The sequence below is a fragment of the Marinobacterium litorale DSM 23545 genome, from assembly GCF_000428985.1.
In the GTDB taxonomy this organism is placed as follows: domain Bacteria; phylum Pseudomonadota; class Gammaproteobacteria; order Pseudomonadales; family Balneatricaceae; genus Marinobacterium_D; species Marinobacterium_D litorale.
In genome coordinates this window covers 51,126-70,032 of record NZ_AUAZ01000018.1, presented here as the reverse complement: position 1 = coordinate 70,032, position 18,907 = coordinate 51,126, and the positions used below count along the sequence as shown (strand labels likewise).

At 58.4% G+C, this 18,907-nt stretch carries 19 protein-coding genes; 8 read left to right on the top strand and 11 right to left on the bottom strand.

Going from position 1 to position 18,907, the window contains the following annotated elements; genetic code table 11:
• The first annotated feature begins 197 nt into the window (after positions 1-197).
• On the top strand, positions 198-473 hold the full coding sequence (locus tag G403_RS0113830; RefSeq protein ID WP_027854506.1) for a hypothetical protein: 276 nt from the start codon (positions 198-200) through the stop codon (positions 471-473).
• A gap of 203 nt (positions 474-676) precedes the next feature.
• Here G403_RS0113830 and G403_RS0113825 read toward each other — a convergent pair whose 3' ends face one another.
• The 3 genes from G403_RS0113825 to G403_RS24575 all read right to left on the bottom strand — a co-directional run bounded on the left by G403_RS0113825 (position 677) and on the right by G403_RS24575 (position 3,956).
• Positions 677-2,401: a DEAD/DEAH box helicase gene (locus tag G403_RS0113825; protein WP_027854505.1), complete on the bottom strand. Its 1,725-nt coding sequence runs from the start codon at positions 2,399-2,401 to the stop codon at positions 677-679.
• Between the two features lie 150 nt (positions 2,402-2,551).
• The gene (locus tag G403_RS0113820; protein ID WP_027854504.1) at positions 2,552-3,169 is read right to left on the bottom strand and encodes a glutathione S-transferase family protein; all 618 of its coding nucleotides are present in this window, start codon (positions 3,167-3,169) and stop codon (positions 2,552-2,554) included.
• Between the two features lie 40 nt (positions 3,170-3,209).
• Positions 3,210-3,956 carry a hypothetical protein gene (locus tag G403_RS24575; protein WP_027854503.1) on the bottom strand — a complete coding sequence of 249 codons (747 nt, stop codon included), beginning with the start codon at positions 3,954-3,956 and terminating at the stop codon, positions 3,210-3,212.
• A gap of 175 nt (positions 3,957-4,131) precedes the next feature.
• Between G403_RS24575 and smrA the strand changes: the two genes are divergently transcribed.
• The 3 genes from smrA (at position 4,132) to G403_RS23380 (ending at position 7,700) form a co-directional block, all read left to right on the top strand.
• Positions 4,132-4,728: a DNA endonuclease SmrA gene (smrA, locus tag G403_RS0113810; protein ID WP_084404038.1), complete on the top strand. Its 597-nt coding sequence runs from the start codon at positions 4,132-4,134 to the stop codon at positions 4,726-4,728.
• A gap of 126 nt (positions 4,729-4,854) precedes the next feature.
• Entirely contained in the window at positions 4,855-5,586 is a 732-nt protein-coding gene (locus G403_RS0113805; RefSeq protein WP_027854501.1) for a hypothetical protein, read from the top strand.
• Positions 5,583-7,700 carry a tRNA(Met) cytidine acetyltransferase TmcA gene (locus tag G403_RS23380; protein ID WP_051299030.1) on the top strand — a complete coding sequence of 706 codons (2,118 nt, stop codon included), beginning with the start codon at positions 5,583-5,585 and terminating at the stop codon, positions 7,698-7,700. Before G403_RS0113805 ends, G403_RS23380 begins: the two co-directional genes overlap by 4 nt.
• Here G403_RS23380 and G403_RS23375 read toward each other — a convergent pair.
• The gene (locus G403_RS23375) at positions 7,690-8,490 is read right to left on the bottom strand and encodes an MOSC domain-containing protein (RefSeq protein WP_036233878.1); all 801 of its coding nucleotides are present in this window, start codon (positions 8,488-8,490) and stop codon (positions 7,690-7,692) included. The genes G403_RS23380 and G403_RS23375 overlap by 11 nt on opposite strands.
• Positions 8,487-9,887: a tetratricopeptide repeat protein gene (locus G403_RS0113790; protein WP_027854500.1), complete on the bottom strand. Its 1,401-nt coding sequence runs from the start codon at positions 9,885-9,887 to the stop codon at positions 8,487-8,489. Before G403_RS0113790 ends, G403_RS23375 begins: the two co-directional genes overlap by 4 nt.
• Positions 9,888-9,976: 89 nt before the next feature.
• Here G403_RS0113790 and G403_RS0113785 point away from each other — a divergent pair, with 89 nt between their 5' ends.
• The 3 genes from G403_RS0113785 to ybaK are packed head-to-tail and all read left to right on the top strand — an operon-like array spanning position 9,977 to position 11,239.
• The gene (locus tag G403_RS0113785; protein ID WP_027854499.1) at positions 9,977-10,189 is read left to right on the top strand and encodes a DUF3820 family protein; all 213 of its coding nucleotides are present in this window, start codon (positions 9,977-9,979) and stop codon (positions 10,187-10,189) included.
• A gap of 38 nt (positions 10,190-10,227) precedes the next feature.
• Positions 10,228-10,755, top strand: a complete 528-nt coding sequence (locus tag G403_RS24570) for a hypothetical protein (RefSeq protein WP_051299028.1) — start codon at positions 10,228-10,230, stop codon at positions 10,753-10,755.
• A 10-nt stretch (positions 10,756-10,765) separates the two neighbouring features.
• The gene (ybaK, locus tag G403_RS0113775) at positions 10,766-11,239 is read left to right on the top strand and encodes a Cys-tRNA(Pro) deacylase (protein WP_027854498.1); all 474 of its coding nucleotides are present in this window, start codon (positions 10,766-10,768) and stop codon (positions 11,237-11,239) included.
• Here the strand turns inward: ybaK and G403_RS23365 are convergent.
• The 3 genes from G403_RS23365 to G403_RS0113760 all read right to left on the bottom strand — a co-directional run bounded on the left by G403_RS23365 (position 11,236) and on the right by G403_RS0113760 (position 14,469).
• Positions 11,236-12,621 carry a sigma 54-interacting transcriptional regulator gene (locus G403_RS23365; RefSeq protein ID WP_036233851.1) on the bottom strand — a complete coding sequence of 462 codons (1,386 nt, stop codon included), beginning with the start codon at positions 12,619-12,621 and terminating at the stop codon, positions 11,236-11,238. The genes ybaK and G403_RS23365 overlap by 4 nt on opposite strands.
• Before the next feature lie 199 nt (positions 12,622-12,820).
• Positions 12,821-13,024, bottom strand: coding sequence for a dodecin (locus G403_RS0113765; RefSeq protein ID WP_027854497.1), 204 nt, complete (start codon positions 13,022-13,024; stop codon positions 12,821-12,823).
• Positions 13,025-13,086: 62 nt separating this feature from the next.
• A complete protein-coding gene (locus G403_RS0113760) occupies positions 13,087-14,469 on the bottom strand; it encodes a diguanylate cyclase (protein ID WP_027854496.1) in 1,383 nt (460 codons plus the stop codon).
• A 161-nt stretch (positions 14,470-14,630) separates the two neighbouring features.
• Between G403_RS0113760 and G403_RS0113755 the strand changes: the two genes are divergently transcribed.
• Positions 14,631-15,599 (top strand): hypothetical protein, encoded by a 969-nt coding sequence (locus G403_RS0113755; protein ID WP_027854495.1) that lies wholly within the window; start codon positions 14,631-14,633, stop codon positions 15,597-15,599.
• On the opposite strand, the gene G403_RS0113750 is transcribed toward G403_RS0113755, so the two are convergent.
• From G403_RS0113750 to olsF, 3 genes are read right to left on the bottom strand one after another with little or no spacing between them, the layout of a single operon-like run.
• Positions 15,591-16,340: a J domain-containing protein gene (locus G403_RS0113750; RefSeq protein WP_027854494.1), complete on the bottom strand. Its 750-nt coding sequence runs from the start codon at positions 16,338-16,340 to the stop codon at positions 15,591-15,593. The two genes, G403_RS0113755 and G403_RS0113750, sit on opposite strands and share 9 nt — an antisense overlap.
• Positions 16,341-16,364: 24 nt before the next feature.
• Positions 16,365-17,063: a vWA domain-containing protein gene (locus G403_RS0113745; RefSeq protein WP_027854493.1), complete on the bottom strand. Its 699-nt coding sequence runs from the start codon at positions 17,061-17,063 to the stop codon at positions 16,365-16,367.
• Positions 17,064-17,098: 35 nt separating this feature from the next.
• Positions 17,099-18,856: a bifunctional ornithine lipid synthase OlsF gene (olsF, locus tag G403_RS23360; RefSeq protein ID WP_051299026.1), complete on the bottom strand. Its 1,758-nt coding sequence runs from the start codon at positions 18,854-18,856 to the stop codon at positions 17,099-17,101.
• Positions 18,857-18,907: the final 51 nt, after the last annotated feature.

The window sequence follows — 18,907 nt, the reverse complement described above, 5'->3', positions numbered from 1 at the left end:
CTATTTGGTTGCGTTGCTGTCAAACGGCCGTTTATCTCGATAGTTATCTAAGTGTTTCTTTTATAAAAAGATTATGGGATTCTTGAACTAATTGGTTAAGGTTGTGCTCTAACCGAACAGGTGTGTTCCTGACCAATTAGCGACTCTGAGTCGCCGACAGGCTCGAGCGTTCCTGATCTTGGCTGTAAGAGGAACCCATGATTTATACAACGCCGTCTCATCCCGATGGTCCAAACTCCCGACCCTGGTACCAACGTCGGGGCGACCTGATATTTCGTGCTTATGGGCATCCCAAAGGGCCCAGTCATGCGGCTATCTTTAAAGTGATCGGCGGAGGCCGCCTGATTCGGATCGATGGTGAAAAATCGGCTTTCGAGGGCGGTGCCTGGTACGTGTTGCGGGATGGGCGTTATTACCCGGATGTGGGGCATCCTCAGGGGCGATTGCGCGTGCCCTGGTTTGAAGACCGCTAACCCCGGCTTCGAATGAAAATGTTTCAGGTGCTCAGGCGCCAAGTCGCCTGGCGAAGAGGTGGTGGCGGGCTATACTGGAGTGGTCACAGGGAGTGCGCAGCAGGCATCCATCACCTCCATGCTTTTTGCATGGTCCTTAGCCGGAATCATTCCGGCAGAGAAGGGGGAACCCAAATCGGGTTCCCCCCTTTTATGGCCCGGTGTTAGCTGGCGCGTTTTTGCGGAGGGCGCTTGTTGTTGCGACGTCCTTCCGAGCCCCGGTTTTCCACCCAGGGACGAATATCCAGGCGCTGACCACAGATACGTGCCCGGCGCAGGGTCTGCAGCGTATCGCTGGAAACACCGCTGGGCAGGTCTACGGTACTGAACTCATCGCTGATATTGATGCGCCCGATACTGCGGCTCTCAATACCGCCTTCATTGGCGATCGCTCCGACAATGTTGCCCGGCTTAACGCCGTGCTGATAGCCGACGCCAATCCAGAAGCGCTCCATGCCTGAAGCGGGCGGACCGCTGCGCACCGGTTTACGGCGAGCTCCACCCTCATCACGGCTATCGCGACGCTCACGGCGCGGACGAATCGCATTGGGATCCGGTTCATTCTCGTCGAGCAGGAATGGCTGGTCGCTGTAAAGCAGGGACAGCGCAGCGGCGATCGCCTGTTCAGCGCTCAATGCCTCTTCACCGTCGGTCAGTGCGCTGACCAACGGCGCAAAGGCCGCGATTTTTTCGCTTTCTGCCGCATCACGAACACGTGCCTTGAGGCGCTCGATCCGCAGCGCGTTGATCTCTTTAGCGGTAGGCAGCTGGAGCTGCTCCAGCGGCTGACGCGTGGTGCGCTCGATCTGACTCAGCAGGCGCTGCTCGCGAGGCGCTACAAACAGGATCGCATCACCCTCACGACCGGCACGACCGGTACGGCCGATACGGTGAATATAGGATTCCGCATCGTAGGGGATGTCATAGTTAATAACGTGGCTGATACGCTCAACGTCCAGACCACGCGCGACCACGTCGGTGGCGATGACGATATCCAGTTCACCGCGCTTGAGCTTCTCTACCACGCGTTCGCGTTGCTGCTGAGCGATGTCACCATGCAGGGCTGCAGCCGGGAAACCGGCGTTGTTCAGCGCTTCAGCCAGCTCTTCGGTGGCGGTTTTGGTGCGCACGAAGATCAGGCTGGCATCATGCTCCTGCAGTTCCAGCAGGCGGGTCAGTGCGGCCATCTTGCTCATACCACGCACCGTCCAGACGCGCTGACGAATGGTGCTGGCGGTGGCGGTCTGCGCGGCAATCTTGATCAGTGCCGGTTCCTGCAGATAGTTATCCGCAATACGGCGAATGGCCGACGGCATAGTGGCCGAGAACAGAGCGATCTGGCGCTTGGGCGGCGTGTGCTGGAGTATCCACTCCACGTCATCGATGAAGCCCATACGCAGCATTTCGTCCGCTTCGTCGAGCACCAGAGTCTGCAGTTTGTCGAGTTCCAGGGTACCACGGCGGACGTGGTCCATGACCCGTCCCGGTGTACCGATAATAACCTGAACACCGCGGCGCAGTGCGCGCAGCTGGCTATCGTAGCCCTGGCCACCATAGATGGAGAGGGTGCGCAGATCGGTCAGGTGGCGAGCGTACTTTTCACAGGCCTCTGCGACCTGCAGCGCCAGTTCACGGGTCGGAGCCAGTATCAGCAGTTGAGGGTGCTGTTTGGTCGTATCTATCCGTTGCAGCAGGGGCAGGGCAAAGGCCGCGGTTTTACCGGTGCCGGTCTGTGCCTGACCAAGGATATCGCGTCCTTCCAGCAGCGGCGGAATAGCGCCGGCCTGGATGGGAGAAGGGGTTTCGTAACCGACTTCGGAAAGGGCTTGAAGAATAGGAGCAGAAAGTCCCAGATCACCAAAAGAGGTGGGAGCGTCAGTATTGGACATGCTTTAGATTGTATACCTGAGTCGAGATGTGGCTTTGCTGCAGGAACAATCAGGCAGCGTTGCCAGTGGGAAAGGCGCACATACTACGCATCGATCGAGTGATTGTCCAATGCAGACTGTAAAAAGTGGTTAAAAAATAAACAGAGCGGGTCAGGGAACCTGCATGCCCCATTTAACGAACTCCAGTCCGGCCATCCGTTCCATCCAGGCCCAGGCCGCCGGGAACTGCGTCTCTGGCTCGATACGCTGCCACTCATAACGGGCTGCCCAGGGGTAGATGGCGAAGTCGGCGATACTGAGTTCGTCGGCCACGAATTGACGTCCCTCAAGTTGCTTGTTGAGAACACCCCAGAGGCGCCGCGCCTCTTTTTGGTAACGTTCGATCGCGTAGGGAACCTGTTCCGGCGCAAAGCGATTGAAGTGGTGCGCCTGACCGAGGAATGGCCCGAAACCACCCATCTGCCACATCAGCCACTGGATAACCTCATAGCGTCGGCGAGGATCGCTGGGCAGGAACTCACCGGTTTTCTCGGCCAGATAGAGCAGAATAGCGCCGCTCTCGAACAGCGTAATGGGCTCACCATTGGGACCATCGTCATCGACAAGCGCCGGGATTTTATTGTTGGGTGACAGGGTGAGAAACGCATCACTGTATTGCTCGTCCCGGGTAATATCCACCGGATGGACCTGATAGTGCAGGTGGCAGGCCTCAAGCATGATCGATACTTTGCGGCCGTTGGGGGTACCCCAGGTATAGAGTTGGATCATGTGGTTCTCCTGCCGGTGTGTGCCCGGGACTGCCCGGCGATCAGGGCGAACTGTTCCGGGCGAAATGATTGTAGATCGATATCAGCTCCGCTTCGCTAAAACGGACGATCAGCAACTGCTGGCCTGGCTGAATCAGGTCTGGATTCTGACCCAATAAGCCCTGACGGTAATTGTAGACCAGGGTTTCCTGTACCTTGCGATCCAACAGCTGGCCCAGGAAGGAGCTGGAGCGATCGGCCAGACGTTCATCCGCATCCTGAGGGATTTCGGTGGTCAAAAGCCGCTCCGCTTCGCCCACACGGATACCTTTGGCAAAGGTTTCGGTAAGCCCGCGCTGCATGATGCCCCACAGGCCTTGCTCATCCAGCGGAGCCACGGCGTGAATATAGAATACATCACCGGGGTTGGCTTCGGGGTTGTTCAGTAGTTCCTCCAGGCGTACCCGGTTAAGGTCCGGCAGCGCCGGTTGATCGGAGGTCGTGGGAGTCGAAGTATCACCGGCGATAGCGGTACCTCCTTCAACCGAGGTAACCCCTGCCGTTTCGCCCTGGGTTTCCGGCAGTGATAGCAGCTGTTCACCGGTGACAAAGTTATCGGCCTGATCGATATCGATGGTATGGCGCGCGCTTTCCGTGGTGAGCGTTTCGATATGTTTGCGGGCGGCCTGCTCGGTCACCGAATCGACTTCTGCGGTGGGCTCGACCGGTGGTTTGGCGCTGCTTGACCAGAACAGGTAAGCGGCTATAGCGAATATGCCGATAATAACCACGGTGGCAAGTTTTTGCATCGGATACCTCGATGTGGCTGCAAGGCTGGACGGAACCAGTGCTGTGCAAGCAGAATCAAACCAGTTGTTCGGACCTGATTAAGACACTTAAACAGGTCGACTGGTTTTACAATAGTGGAGTCGGGGGCGCAGGAAAAGGGCGCGTCTGACTCCCGGGGGAGACGGAGAGCTATCGATGCGTGACGATGAAATGCGTGAAGATGAAGAGTTCTTCGAATGGATGGAAGCAGACGGCGTACGTCCCATTAAGGGAAAGGACCGGATTGAACACAACCGCTCGGCGCGTCCGCGGCTTGATCCACGACGTCGTGCCAATCGGCTGGCGGCCATGGGGGGCAGCGATGACCGGCTGACGCCGGAGCCTGCTGAGCTGCTCAATCCGCTGGATCCGATCGAGTGGAAGCGGGATGGTGTTCAGGAAGGCGTGTATCGCAACCTGAGGCTGGGGCGATACACGGTGGATGCGCGGCTCGACCTTCTTCATAGACCCCTGTCAGAGTGCGCGGATGAAGTAGTCGACTTTGTTCAACAGTGTGTAGGGCTGGGTATCCGCACTGTATTGATTAACTTTGGGCGTTCACGTCGGGCCGACGCGCATTCCAATCAGGTAAAAAGCTGTCTTAACCTCTGGCTGCCGGCCCTCGAAGAGGTGATGGCCTTTCATGGTGCTCAGCCTCAGCATGGGGGCAGCGGAGCCGTTTACGTGCTGTTGCGCAAGAACGCTCAGCAGAGGATGCAGAATCTTGAGCGCCATCAACATCATGGGCGCTAGCGTTTAATTCCACAGGCAGGCGATTGCAGGCATCGGAAAAAAACGTTTAACTGTCACCCAACGCCCGTGAGCGCGCCGCGCTGCGGGCATTTCTATTTTCAGATGCGGTGGTAACGATAAGAAACGATGGAGATTAACGGCCCCCAGTGTGATCGCAAGCCCGAGCTGCCCATTTTAGGATCCGCGGCGGCATTGGTGGTTGTGGCAGCAGTTCTGGCTTTTACCGGGTTCTCCTCACTCTGGGTGGGTACACTCTGCCTTCTCGGCGCGTTGCTGGTCGTAGCCGGCCTGATGACGGTAAAGCGCGAGCGTTGTTGCTGGCAGGCGCAGGTCGGCGAGCTTCAGGACGCGCTGATCGGACAGCAGGTAACAGATCCCCTGACCGGTGCAGCGCTGCCGGAATGGTTTGACAAGGCGATGGATACCGAGTGCCGCCGTGCGGTGCGTGAGTTCACACCATTGACCGTGATGCAATTCTTGATCACAGGTGATGCGGCGGCTGTTTCCGCATCCCGTCAGGCGTTGGCAGAGCACCTGACCGAAGAGGTATCACGGCCGGGCGATCTTGTGGGCATGGACAGTGTTGGAGGGCTGCAGGTTTTGCTCCCCAGTACCAATGAGAATGCAGGTGCGCTGGCAGAGCGTTGTGTAGAACGGGCACAGGCTGTACTTGCAGCGGGTGCTGAGGTTCGCCTGGTCGCCTGCACGTTGCAGCCCAAAGCGGATCTTAGCGTTCAGAAAGTGCGGCAGTACCTGGATCTGCTGGTCGAAGAAGCGCAGTCACAGCCCTCCGGGCAGGTCTGCTACCGCGCGGAATCTGTCGAGGCGGATAGTTTCAACCCCACCTTTACCCTATGACCGAACCTGGCCTTAAGCGCTGGGTTCGCGGCTTGGCTGAAAGCCGGACGCGCGGACTGGTCTGGATTCAGGGTTCGCGCCCATGGACTCTGGAGACGCTTCGCAACTTCCTCCACACAGAGTCTGTGCGCATGGAAGAGGGGAGGCTGTTGACCGATGAGCCTGAACCGGGAATCCCCTGCCTGGATCCGCGCCGGGCTGCCGACCTGCTGGGACAAACGGTACCCTGGGTCGCGATTGATGCCTACGCAGGCTTTAATCCCAACGCGTTTGCTCAGGTCTGCGGTACCGTGGCCGCCGGTGGCTGGCTGTTTCTGCTGACGCCACCTGACGATCAGTGGGTCAACTATAAGGATCCGGAGTATCGGCGTCTGTGTGTCGAGCCCTGGCGTGCGGATCAGCTCGAACCCGTTTACCTGCGGCGTTTTGTACGGCAGCTACAGGCGCAAACCGAGCTTGTGGTATTCGATGAGCAAGGCGTACATATCCCATCCACTATCCCGTTGCCCGAATCAACCGCCGCGTTGCCCTCACCCTATCGAAGCGTTGATCAACAGGCCGTGGTCGAAGGGCTGATTGCCGTGCTCGATAAACGCTGCAGCGCTGCTGTGATCGACGCAGACCGAGGCCGGGGAAAGTCATCGGCACTTGGCATATTGCTCAGTCAATTGGCTGCCCGTCGCGGTCCACAGCGGGTTATTCTGACGGCACCAAAGCGTGCCTCACTCAGCAGTGCTTTTGACCGGATCGAGGAGGCTTACGGGGCGCTCGACTGGCATGACAACCGGGTTTGTCTGGATGGGCTGGAGCTTCGGTTTGTGCAGCCCGCTGAGGTGTTGGAGCATGAAGCCGACCTGCTGATCGTGGACGAGGCAGCCGCCATCGCTACGCCGCTGCTTTCGGCCTATGCCCGTCGTTTTCGTCACTTGATCTTCTCGACCACGCAGCACGGCTACGAAGGAAACGGGCGTGGGTTTACGCTGCGGTTTCTGTCCGAGCTGAAGCGCATCGTTCCTGAGCTTACACAGTTATACATGCAGACGCCGATACGGTGGGGAGCGGGCGATCCACTGGAAGCTGTTTCCAACCGCTTACTCCTGCTGGATGCTGAGCCGGCAGAGCCGGTGGTATCAGCCGCTGAAAACCTCGAGTATCGGACGCTGTCGCGGGCCGAGCTGGCCGCTGATGAGTCGCTGTTGAGAGCGCTTTTCGGCTTGCTCGTGTTGGCGCATTACCGAACCACCCCGGGCGATCTGAGGGTGCTGCTGGACAGTCCTAACATCCACTTTGAGCTGCTCTACCGGGGCGGGTCGCTGGTGGGGTGTGCCGCGGTTGCGGCTGAAGGTGGCTTGTCTCGCGCCCTGGCCGAGGGTGTCTGGGCGGGAGTGCGAAGGCCCACTGGCCATCTGTTACCCCAGGCGCTCATTGCTCACGAAGGTGCGCTTGAGTTCGCGCCCATGAGTGCATGGCGGATTATGCGTATTGCCGTTCATCCCCGTATCCAGAGCCAGGGGCTGGGTGCGGCTCTGGTATCACGTCTGGGTGAGCGTGCCCGGCAGGCGGGAATCGACTATCTCGGAGCCAGTTTCGGGACTACGGCGGGGCTTGTTCAGTTCTGGCGTCGACAGGGGTTTCGGCCGGTCCGGGTTGGTGATCAGCGTGACCCGGTATCGTCCAGCTTCGCAACGCTGGTCTTGCATCCACTTTCCAGGCCGGCCTGTGAGGCCGTTGATCTGCTTGAACAGCGCTATTGTCAAAGCGTTAAATACCGTTTGAGTGGCACCTTGATGCAGCTGCCCGCCCCGTTGTTGCCAGTGCTGCTGGGTGGTGTTAAACCGCCGAGCCTGGATGCGAGGCAGCGCCACCTGCTACAGGGTTTTGCGCAGACCCATCGGTCGCTGGAGAGCTGCCTGCTGGAGCTTGACGCCCTCTTGACAGCCAGTGTGCCGCGCTGGTCGGAGCTGGGGCTGAGCGATGCGGATATGGAGCTGCTGGTGAACAGAATATGGCGCCAGCAGCCCGCGGGCGAGCTGTCCGAGCCGGGTGGGCGTCGTGCACAGCTGGCGCGTCTGAGGGCGCTGATCGGTGGTCTGCTACAGGCGGTCAGTCAATAATTTCGACGCGACTGCCAACTTCCAGTAAGCCGGCTTTTCTTACCATCAGATTGTGACCGAAACAGACCCGACCGCGCTCGTCGCGGTGTATCTGGGCCAGCGTGCGCAGCGGTTCACCCCTCGGCGCTTTCTCGCCGCTGACCGGGTCGCGGGTGATCAGAACGCAGCGCTCGCAGGGTTTGACCAGCTCCAGCTCGACCTCGCCAATACGGATATGACGCCAGTGATCTTCATCCCAGGCAGCGCTGCCGGAGACAACCAGATTTGGCCTGAAGCGCGCCATTTCAGTCTCGGTAGGCCCCGCGTCGCGTACCGCCTGCAATGAGGCTTCACTGGTCAGCAGTAACGGATAACCGTCAGCGAAGAGAATGGGCCGTTCAGCCGCTCGTCCGGCGATTCGATGGCTTTCAGGGTCGTTATACACCATGTGAACGGTGCGGCCGAGGTACTCACTCAGCCAGTGGTCGAGCGTCTGCGGCGCGCGTCGAGCGGCTAGAATATCATTCCAGACTTTCACTTCCCGGCGGTTTTCCTCGATCTGATCGTAGTGCAGGTAGAAGGGTAGACAGCCCGGCGCGCTGAAGATCATACCGTCATGAACCAACGTGCCGGCCAGACGCAGCAGCCTGGGCTCCTCCCGTGCCGTGATAAAACACCCCTCCGGATCACAGATCATGAAGCGGCGATCAAACGCCAGCCCGCGGGGCTCAGCCCAGGCCGTGGGCAGGCTGATGGGGGCGCCGGACTTAACCGGGTAGATAAACAGTCCGCTGACAACGGGCGCGTTCATGCGTCTTCTCCAGATTGAGTCTGTTGGGGATGGAGACGGGCGATAACCAGAGTTCCGGTTATTATCTTGCCCTGTTCCTTGCGCAGCGCAAAGGTTTCCTGCTCAATCAAAGCCAGTCCGGCCTGATCACAGCGTGTCTGGATATGGTCAAGGCTATGGCGATAGCGTCCGCTTGCCGTGAGGGCCAGTCCCTGGTCGGCATGCTCCACGGTGAATGCGAACAGCCCATCGGGAATCAGCGCCTGTGCCGCCAACTCCATGAGCGGTGCAAGGTCACCGAAGTAGATCAACAGATCAGTCGCACAAATCACCTCAAAGTGCCTGGGGTGTTGAGCAAGCCACTCCGTCACCTGGCCTTGCGCCAGCTGGTCGTAATAGCCGTTCTGTTCGGCGATACTGAGCATGCCACCGGACAGATCACACCCGGATAACCGGCTGATTTCGAATCGGGCGCGTAATGCTTCACCCATCAACCCGCTGCCACACCCCAGGTCAGCGACCTGATCAAGCGGCCCCTGAATATGTTTCGCAAGCCGTTCTGCCAGCCGCGTGGGCGCCCGGTACTCCAGGCGCTTCACCAGATGTTGCTCGAAGCGATGGGCATGCGCGTCGTACAGTGACTCAATATACGCGGCCGGGGCGGCTTCGGTCAGCCGACCTTCAGCCGCATCCAGCATATGCCGCGCGCCGGTGTGGCCGGGGTCGTTCCGGAGCAGGCTTCGATACAGCGGGAGCGCCTGAGTCAGCCAACCCTCCTCGGCCAGATAGTCGGCGATCCACTCCAGCGTTTCGGCCGGCGCCAATTCAAGTGCTTGCTCCAGAATGGCTTGATCTCCGAGGGCCGCCCGCAAAAGAGCCCACTCACCCAGCGCCTCCAGATCGCCCGGTGTCTGTTGCAGATATTGTTCGATGCGTTTGAGTGCAGCCTGAGCTTTGCCACTGTGTCGCTCAGCTCTGGTCAGCAGGCACTGGAGTTCAGGTTCCTGGTTAAGCGCCGGCGTTTCAGCGGTCGCCTTTACAATCAAGTCCCACTGTTGCTCGAGCTCCAGAATGTTCAGGCGATTTACGCGAAATGCCAGCTCATCAGGCAACAGCGTAATCGCCTGCTCCACCGCGATCAATGCGTCTCCCAAAGCATCGTTCTGTTTCAGTGCCAGGGATAGATTGCTCAGCGCCTGCGCCTTATACCTTGAAGCAACACTCATCTGGCTGGCGACTTTTAATGAGGCGCAGGCCTCATCAAGGTTGCCCGACTGCATCTGAATTACGCCGAGCAGGTGTTGTGCGTTAAAATCCTTTGGGTTGGCTTTCAGCACCTGTTGGCAAAGTGCCGCGGCCTGGTCGAATGATTGCCGCTGCATCAGCTGCAGCGCGTATTGTAAGGGAGAGGCTGTCATCGAATTGTTCCCGGTGCGTATACTTTACCGTTAGAACGCGGGATGCTAACCCTAAGTTGGGCGTTATTTCCAGAGTAAGACGGATAGAGATGGATACTGAAATACTGGCTGATCTGGTGCGTATGGAGATGCCCTTTGGCAAGTACAAGGGGCGAGTGCTGGCGGATCTGCCGGAGCCCTACCTGGTGTGGTTTGCGGGTCAGGGATTTCCGGCAGGAAAGCTGGGAGAGCGGATGGCACTGATCTATGAGATCAAGTTAAACGGACTTGAATCCCTGCTTGATCCACTACGCAATCGGTGATGGACAGTGAGCGTAATGGCTAGCGGGTGGAGGTGATCATGAAATCGATATGGGGCGCACTGCTTTTACTGGTAGTAACGAGCGTACAGGCGGAAAAACCGCAGTGGGTGGAGCAAAAGCAGAAGCAGAAAGCCGAGGATCGAGTGCCCGAACAGACAGCGGGTACCACTGAACGTGGTAACAATCACCAGAGCCTGCCGGACGCCTTGACTCACTCTGAGCGTGAACGTCTGCGGCTGGAAGTACTCAGGCATTACGGCGTTGAAGCGCCGCACGTGGGGAGCGGGGTGAAGAGTTTGCCGCCGGGGTTGCAGAAAAAGCTGGCCCGGGGCGGCTCGTTGCCGCCGGGTTGGCAGGATAAGCTGGCGCGCGGACGGGATATGGATTACGACCTTTACCGCGAAGCGGAGCATCTGCCCTCTGACCTGTTGAACAAAATTACCGGACGGGATGATGGTATAGAGCTGTTGCGTCTGGGGGACCGTATTGTTCGTGTCATGGAGGGGCGAGGAACGGTGTTGGATGTGGTTGTGTTAACCGATAAAGTTATCGATTTGATGGAGTGAGCGCCTGGGGATGACACCGGCAATTAAAGCGCTGGAGCGCAAGAAAGTTTCTTTTTCCATCCATGAATATGAGCACGACCCGGCGGCTCCGGCCTACGGGCTGGAAGCCGCAGAGAAGCTTGGCTTTCCCGCAGAGCAGGTGTTCAAAACGCTGTTGGTGGCATTGGAGGGGGATAACCGCCGTCTGGCTGTTGCGATTATCCCGGTGGCGGAGATGCTTGATTTAAAAGCCGTAGCGGCGGCGCTATCGGTGAAGAAGGTGGCGATGGCGCAACCGGCTGATGCAGAGCGTATCACCGGTTATATTGTCGGCGGCATCAGCCCGCTGGGACAGAAGAAACGGCTCCCGACGCTGCTGCACAGTTCTGCAGAACCCCAGGAGACGATACTGATTAGCGGCGGCCGGCGCGGGCTGGATCTGGAGTTAGCGCCGACAGCTCTGTGCGAGCTGACCGGCGCTCACTATGCTCAATTGACGCGTTAGCCGCTGGTGCCGGTACGGCCTGCATTCTGTTTACGGCTGGTGCGGCTGCGTCTTACTTTGAAACGTGCCGGTTCCAGATCGTGCTTGCCCAGAAGCTTGTACAGGTCGGTCCGGTTACGCTGCGCGATACGGGCTGCATGGGTCACATTCCCTTCAGTGATCTGCAGAAGCTTGATCAGGTAACGGCGCTCAAACTCGGCGCGGGCTTCATTGAACGATGGGATGACCCGTTCCTGATTATCCAGCGCCTTGGCTACCAGCGCTTCCGAAACCACCGGTGATCCACTCTGAGCAACAACCTGTTCAATGACGCCCTTAAGCTGGGTCACATTACCGGGCCAGGCCGACAGGCCCAGCAGGTGAATAGCACCGGGGGAGAGGTTTCTTACCCGGCGGTTATGACGCAGGGCCGCTTCTTTCAGAAAGTGGCGTGCCAGCACCGGTATATCCTCTGCGCGCTCCTGCAGCGCGGGTATCTCCAGGCTGACTCCACTGAGTTCGTAGTAAAGTTCGTCATTCAGCTCACCACCGAGCATGGCGTGCTCCAGGTTTCGGCTCGATGTGGCAATAATACGGACATCGAGGGATTCCTCCCGGTCAGCACCCAGAGCGCGGCTGCGTGCTGTTTGCAGCGCCATCAGCAGCTTGCTTTGCAGCGCCGGTGACAGGTCGCAGATTTCGTTGAGAATCAGTGTTCCGCCCCGGGTTCGGGTCAGTAATCCGGGCTGTTGGCTGCTGGACCCACTGATCGCGCCCGACGTATGGCCAAAGAGTTCGGCTTCCAGCATCTGCTGGGGCAGTTCACTGCAGCTGATTACTTCCAGAGGGCCTTCGGAACGGCGACTGGCGCGATGAACGGCCTCCGCCAGCAGCTCCTTGCCGCTGCCCAGAGGGCCGGAAATAGTCAGGTTAACATCGGATACCGCCACTCGGCGTGCTTGGTCTAGCAGGTGTTCCATGGACGCACTGCGGCCAACAATACGCTCGCGCCAACGCTGGTCGCGTCTCTGATGGGCGGTATCCAGCGCTGCCCGCACCGTGTCCAGCAGGTGAGCCGGATCATAAGGGGGCGCCAGAATACCGAAGGCGCCCTGGGCCGTTGCCTCCAGTGCTTCAGGCATCACCGACTGGTTGATCAGCAAAATCCGGGTGATACCCGGGAAGTCCTGTTGAATCTGTTCGTTAAGCGTTAAACCGTCGCGACCACTGGTGCGCTGATCACAGAGCACCAGCTCAATGCGCAGGGTTTCCAGGACCTGTAGCGCCTCATTACCATCGTCAGCCGTGCGCACCCGATAACCGGCACTGAGCAGCACGTCGTTGAGATGTTGAAGCTGTTCCGGCTCTTGATCGACCAGAAGTATTTGAGGTATTGCGGTCATGCTATCGACTCCCGATGCGACCCGCAGAAAGCGGGCTCGCATGCTGTTTCAGGTCCATTGAGGCCGGTATTTGCGTGGCAGAAACCCCGGCTTGAGTGTGCTTTTCGCGACAGTTTGATTGCAATTGTAACAGCTGATCGTTTATTAGCGAACACCTGTTTAACAGCACATTGAGCAGGGTCATTTCACGCGGCTGAGGTCAGAGCCGGTAGCCCACTTTCAGTACGACCTGGAAGTGGGCGATGGCGTTATCCGCGATATGCCCACGCATCTCTTTCACCTCCCACCAGTCCAGATGCTCATGCTGGTTGGCTGCTGCAGCGATAGCGCCGCGAATGGCATCATCGTAACTGGTCGTCGAGGAGCCGGCGATCTCGATGATTTGGTAGCTGTGTCCGGACATGCTTGTCTCCTGTTTCATACGGTTCAAGAATCAGGATAGCAGGCCCGGGGCTTCCGTGCGGCTTAGTGGTCGGCGCTGACGGTACAGTTTCGTCCCGCACTCTTGGCCTGGTAGAGAGCCGCGTCCGCTCGCTGTAGCATTTGCTGGTAATCGGGGTGGCCGTTGAACATGGCCAAGCCGACACTGCAGGTGATGTTGATCTGCAGATTATCGTCCAGTCTAAACGGTTCGGAGGCCACGCGTTCACGGAGTTTTTCCGCCGTGCGCAGAGCATCGCCGGGTAGCACATCAGCCAGCAGCATCATGAACTCTTCGCCCCCCATGCGGAACAGGAAGTCTCCACCGCGACTGTTATTGATCAGCAGTGAGGAGAACTGCTGCAGCACCTGATCGCCGGCGTCGTGGCCGTAGTTATCGTTGATGCTCTTAAAATGATCGATATCGAATGCGAGGATGGCAAACCCCTGATTTTTCTCCCGGGCGTAACTGACCTGTTTATTAAGGACGACAGGCAGGAATTTCCGGTTGAGTAGCTGTGTCAGTACGTCTCGGCCCGATTCAATCACCGTATTTTGCTCAAACAGACGGTCAAGGTGGTAAACCATCGACTTGGACTGTTCGCGCAGTTCCCGCAACTGATCCACGTAGGTTCCTGATACTTCCGAAAGCGGCCTGCCGAACGCGGGCAGCAATACGTTGTCGATGCGCTCCATAGAGTCAAGAATCAGGCGCGCTTCGTGGGAGCCTTCGAAGGCATGGGCACCTTTGTGGCGAAACCACAGACCGAACTCGGAACTGCCCACCCGGGGCAGCTGCTCCGGTTGCAGACCGATCGCCTTGTCGAACATCAGCTGATTTTCCCAATCCAGCAGTGCCGCCCGCTGGCGCTCTTTCTCGCTGGAGATGTTCTGTGCGACGGCGAACATTCGATATGCTTCTTCCGCCCGTGATTTGCGATCGTGGGAGCTGGCATAGGCGTGGCTCATGATCTCCATGGCCAGGTCGATCGTGTCGCAGATTCGGCGAGAGGCCAGTGCGATCAGTTCCGGGCTGGCGGCGGGGGTGTCATGCAGAAGATGTACAAAACGCGCTTTGAGCGCGCGGGCGCCGCGCAGTACCAGGTGGACCGGAATCGAGATACGGGCATGGACATCGCCCACATGGACCTGTTGTTGTATTACCTCCTGGACGTTAACCGTTTCCGGGCCCTGAAAAAGGCCGACAATCCAGCGCTGCATGGATCCATGAAGCCGTGTCTTAACCTGTTCGTGAGATAAAAATGTGGCTGCATCGCGATCCGCCAGCATCTGTTGGTAGAAATAGGTGGCCAGCGTTTCTTTATGAGCCTGTGCGCATTGCTCGACGAACTGGTGCAGCTCTAACGGAAAAGCATCAAGCTTTGCATTCCACTCTTCAATGAGGGCGTCCAAATCGGTCAACGGCATCTACTCAAATTCCTACTCTCTCACGTTGACTATATTGTCTCTTGCTAATGCTCAATTGTCATGTGACGAATGGGGGAATTTTCGACCTGAAGCACGGTGGCTGGCGCGAGATGCGGCGCCGGAGTAAGCTTCAGGCTGTTTCGTTATAGGGAGTCGGCACAATGAGGGGGGCGCTTTGTTTGCTGTTTGCGCTATGGGTTGCGGGATGCCAGACCCAGCCTCAGCAGGCGGGCCAGCTTTATCAACGGGGCATGGCCATTATTGATCAGGATGGCATGCGTTTCAGGCCCTGCCACGGGAGCCATTGGCATAGACAAAGCTCACTGCCGGATGCGCTGCAGTCTTTCCTTGATAAAAACCCGAACCGTGCGTTGCTACCGATTTACCTGGAGGGGTGGGGCGACCAACAGGCCAGTGGGGATTGGCAGTTGAGCGAGGCCCGAGTGGTCGGTGGAACGCTTTCTTCATGCGCGCGTGACCTGCCCGGTGTGTATTTGCATGCCGGTGGAGAGGGGCCTGGGTGGGCAGTCAATCTCTACCGCGATCAGTTGACGCTGCGTCTACCGGAGCGTCGCCAGACGCTGGTGTTTACAGATCCGGATCCGATGCGCATCGGCCATATCTGGCGCTGGGAAAGCCGCCTGGAGTCGGATTCCGGGCGGCTGGATCTGTGGCTGGAGGTCAGAGAGGAACCCTGTTTTGATCAGCGGGGTTACCGGTATCATCTCAAAGCCGATCTGGAGTTTGACCATGAGCGTTTTGAGGGCTGTGCCCGCATGGGAGATCTCCAATGGCTGGCGCTGACCTCCCGCTACCGAACCGATCCGCAGTATTTACGTCGCTTGGATCTGCTGCTGAAAGAGGATGGCACTGCCCGCTGGGTGGAGAACAACGGCAGTGGTCAGCCTCTGGATGCGCGGGTAGCCCGTTGGCAATGGGTTGGGCGTGATCGCTTGCTACTTGAGGTGATGGATGAGGCCGGCGAAAGCGTTGATATGACCCTGCCCTGGCGGATCAGTGCCAACGGTGAGCTTCGCTTGAGAGGGTATTCGCCGGCTCTGGGGGAGGGTGTCGTAATGACCCCGCTGGGGTTGCCGCTGCAGAGTCCGGGCTGGAAAAACCTACCCTGACCGTTTCCCCAGCAGGACCGATTTGGCTTCATTGATTCGGGCGGCGAGCCAAGCGCTGCCGCCCCGGTCGGGGTGGTTGCGCTGCATCAGGCGTCGATGCGCGTCCACGATTGCATCCCGATCCGCGCCCGCCTCGAGCCCCAGAATATCCAGCGCATCTTTTTCGGTCATCTGCCCATCCGAAGCGCTACCGTTCACCGATTCACCCTGGTTGTCACCCGGATCATCCTCGCGCCAGGACTGGCCAAAACGCTTATCCAGGTAGGTTTCCAGTAACCGGGCGGAATCCTGATCGCTGGCTCGGCACGCCTGTAGCAGTTCGATAAATTGTGCTTCGCTTAAAGCGCTCAGCTTCTGTCCACTGAACGGCCCTTCCAGCACTTCGCCATCAATATCCCCGCTATCGTGGTCCAGTGTCATCAGAATCATCCGGCTTCTCACGGTGGAGCTTTGCCCACTCCGGTTCTGTTGTCGGCGATGGCCGGCGCGCAGTCGGCTCAGCCAGGGCAGAATGCGAACCAATAGCGGAAGTAGGCGTTGCGCGATAGGCAGCAGCAGGGCAACCAAAGCGCCCAGCCAATGCAGGCGTCCGGTGATTGCGAGAAACAGCAGGCCCAGCAATATCAGCAGCAGCGCCAGTTTCAGCGCGGCCCGGTTCCTATCCTGGGGGGGCTGGCGGCGTAGCCAGAGAAAGCCGCCGGCGCCGACCAGAGCCAGTAAAATCAATCCTATGGGGTTCAAAACTTTAATCCTTAGCGGTTCCCGTTAACCCTTGCGTAGCTGGTGAGTCAGAGCCTTGAGTGACTCGCCTTTGCCCCGGCTGTACTGCTCCAACGCGCTCAGGCCTCCCGTAGCGTAGACCGCCGCAGCGCCCAAAAGCTCCCTCAAGCGCTCGGCGCTGTGCAGATCGAAACGGGCGAATGCCCCTCCGGATAGTCGAGCGACCTGCTCGAACACCAGACGGCCGGTGGGGTCTTCACCTTCGTGAAAGCAGAACAGGGGGGTACCGCGCAGACCCAGTTCACCGGCCAGCTGGCAGATAGGATCGATCGACTCTTCGCAACAGTCACCCACCAGCACCAGCGCGTTGATGGGCGCATTGCGCGACTCTCTGAGGGCGTGTTTGAGGACGCGCTCAATTTGCGTATGCCCGCCGAGGCAGGTAACCGACGTCATTTCCCGTAACAGCTGGTCGGTTTGAGTCAGCCAGTCGGAGTAGTGAAACTCACGATAGCCGCGGTAATAGCAGAGTTGTACGGCCAGGTTGGCCTTATCCCGGGTGGCGAGAAACATCTCGGCCTGCAGATCACAGGCGCGGTCCCAGGTCGGGTGGCGGCTCGCCGTTGCATCCAGCGCGAACATCAGACGACCCTGCTTGCGTGATGCAGGGACTGGCTGCCGCGCTTTCTCGATAAAGGCATCGATTTCGGTTGATGCCGAGACCGGCGTGATGGACTTGGACATGGCTGACCGTTTTAATGGTGATCGATGCCCCTAGTCTAGACGGCTTCGGCCTCCGTTTGCACTGTCTGGGCGGTGTCTGCCTCGCCTATATAGCGCAGTCGTTTACGTGCCTTTACGGCTTGGGTATCGACCATCACCAGGCCATCTACGCAATAATTGAAATCCGCATCGACACCGAAATCGACGAAGCGAACCCCGCCGGGTTCGCAGAGTTCACTGTACTGCTTGTACAGCGTCGGTACCGACACGCCCAGGAATTCAAGCTGTTCACGCAGACGGCCGAAATCGAGGGTGTAATCATGGCCGTCAAAGAGTCGGCTGATATCGGCGCGGGCTTCGGCATCCAGTGGATAGGGGCTATTAGAGCGGCCCAGGTTGTCGTTATCGGGAAAATAGTGACTGTAGAACCAGACCAGCAGGTCACGTGCGCGTTTCGGATAGCTATTGCTCAGGCTCACCGGGCCGAACATGTAACGTACTTCCGGGTGTTTGCGCAGGTAGGCACCAATGCCATACCAGAGGTAGTCCAGGCTGCGCCGACCCCAGTAGCGGGGCTGGACAAAACTGCGGCCCAGTTCGATTCCCTGGTTCAGAAAAGGCTGCATCGACGGGTTGAGCTGAAACAGACTGGCGCTGTAGAGCGCATCGGTATTCTGCTGCGTGAGCAGTTTACCGGCTTCCGCGAGCCGGTAAGCACCGGCGATCTCCAGATCCTCCTCGTCCCAGAGGATCAGATGGCGGTAGTACCGGTCGTAGCGATCCAGATCACGTTTGTCGCCGGTGCCTTCGCCGACACAACGAAAGGCGATTTCTCGCAGTCGGCCGATCTCGGCCATGACGGCGGAGTCACTGTGATAATCGAACAAATAGATCTTTTTACCATCCGCCGTTTCGCCTAAAAGCTCGGCGTCGCGCAACTCCTGCTTGAGGCGCTGCCGGTTCTGGGGGTGGGCGATGGTTTTCTCGGTCTTGAACAGCGGGCGCCGGTTGCGGGCTATCCGGTACAGGTGTTTTTTGAGCAGTTTTGCCTTCAGTTTGTTGGTGATAGGCAGCGTATCGATCTGACTGAAAGCCACCGGCTCACCAATACGCAGAGGCAGCGTCTTGGAGCGCTTGTTGAACATCTCATGAGCCAACAGCAGCGCCGATGCGTTTTTATTGATGCTGGAGAGCGTGTAAAACAGGGATGAATTTTTGCCACCCACGTGAACCGGTAAAATGGGCGCGTTAGCACGGCGTGCGAACATCAGAAAACCGCTGTTCCACGGGCCATCCTTGATGCCGGTGACGCTGGCGCGGGACACTTCACCCGCCGGAAAAACGATCACGGCTTCGTCATTGCGCAGGCACTCTACGATGCGCGCCACCTGCTTTTTGCCGGTGCTTTTTCCCAGATTGTCGACCGGTAGAAAAAGATTTTGCAAAGGGTCGAAGTGCATCAGCACATCATTGGCGATGATCCGTACATCCCGACGTACCTCGCCGACCAGTTTAAGCAGCGCCAGGCCATCCAGCGCCCCCAGCGGGTGATTAGCAACGATCAGCACGCGACCGCTGGAGGGAATATTTGCACGCTCTTTGCTGCTGACGCTGTAGCCGAAACTGAAGTAGTCCAGAACCCGGTCGATAAACTCGAATCCCTGAAGCGCCTGATTCTCCTGTAAGAAGCGGTTTACCTCGCTTTCGTGCAGTAGTCTTCGGAGAACAAACAGCGCCAGACGGCGCAGCAGGGCAGGTTTTTGGGCAAAGCCCGGGTACTTGGCAGTCAGTACCTGTTCTACGTTGATTTCCATCTTTAGTCTCGCCGGTATGACAGGGACGCGACTAATCTAAGACGGATAGAT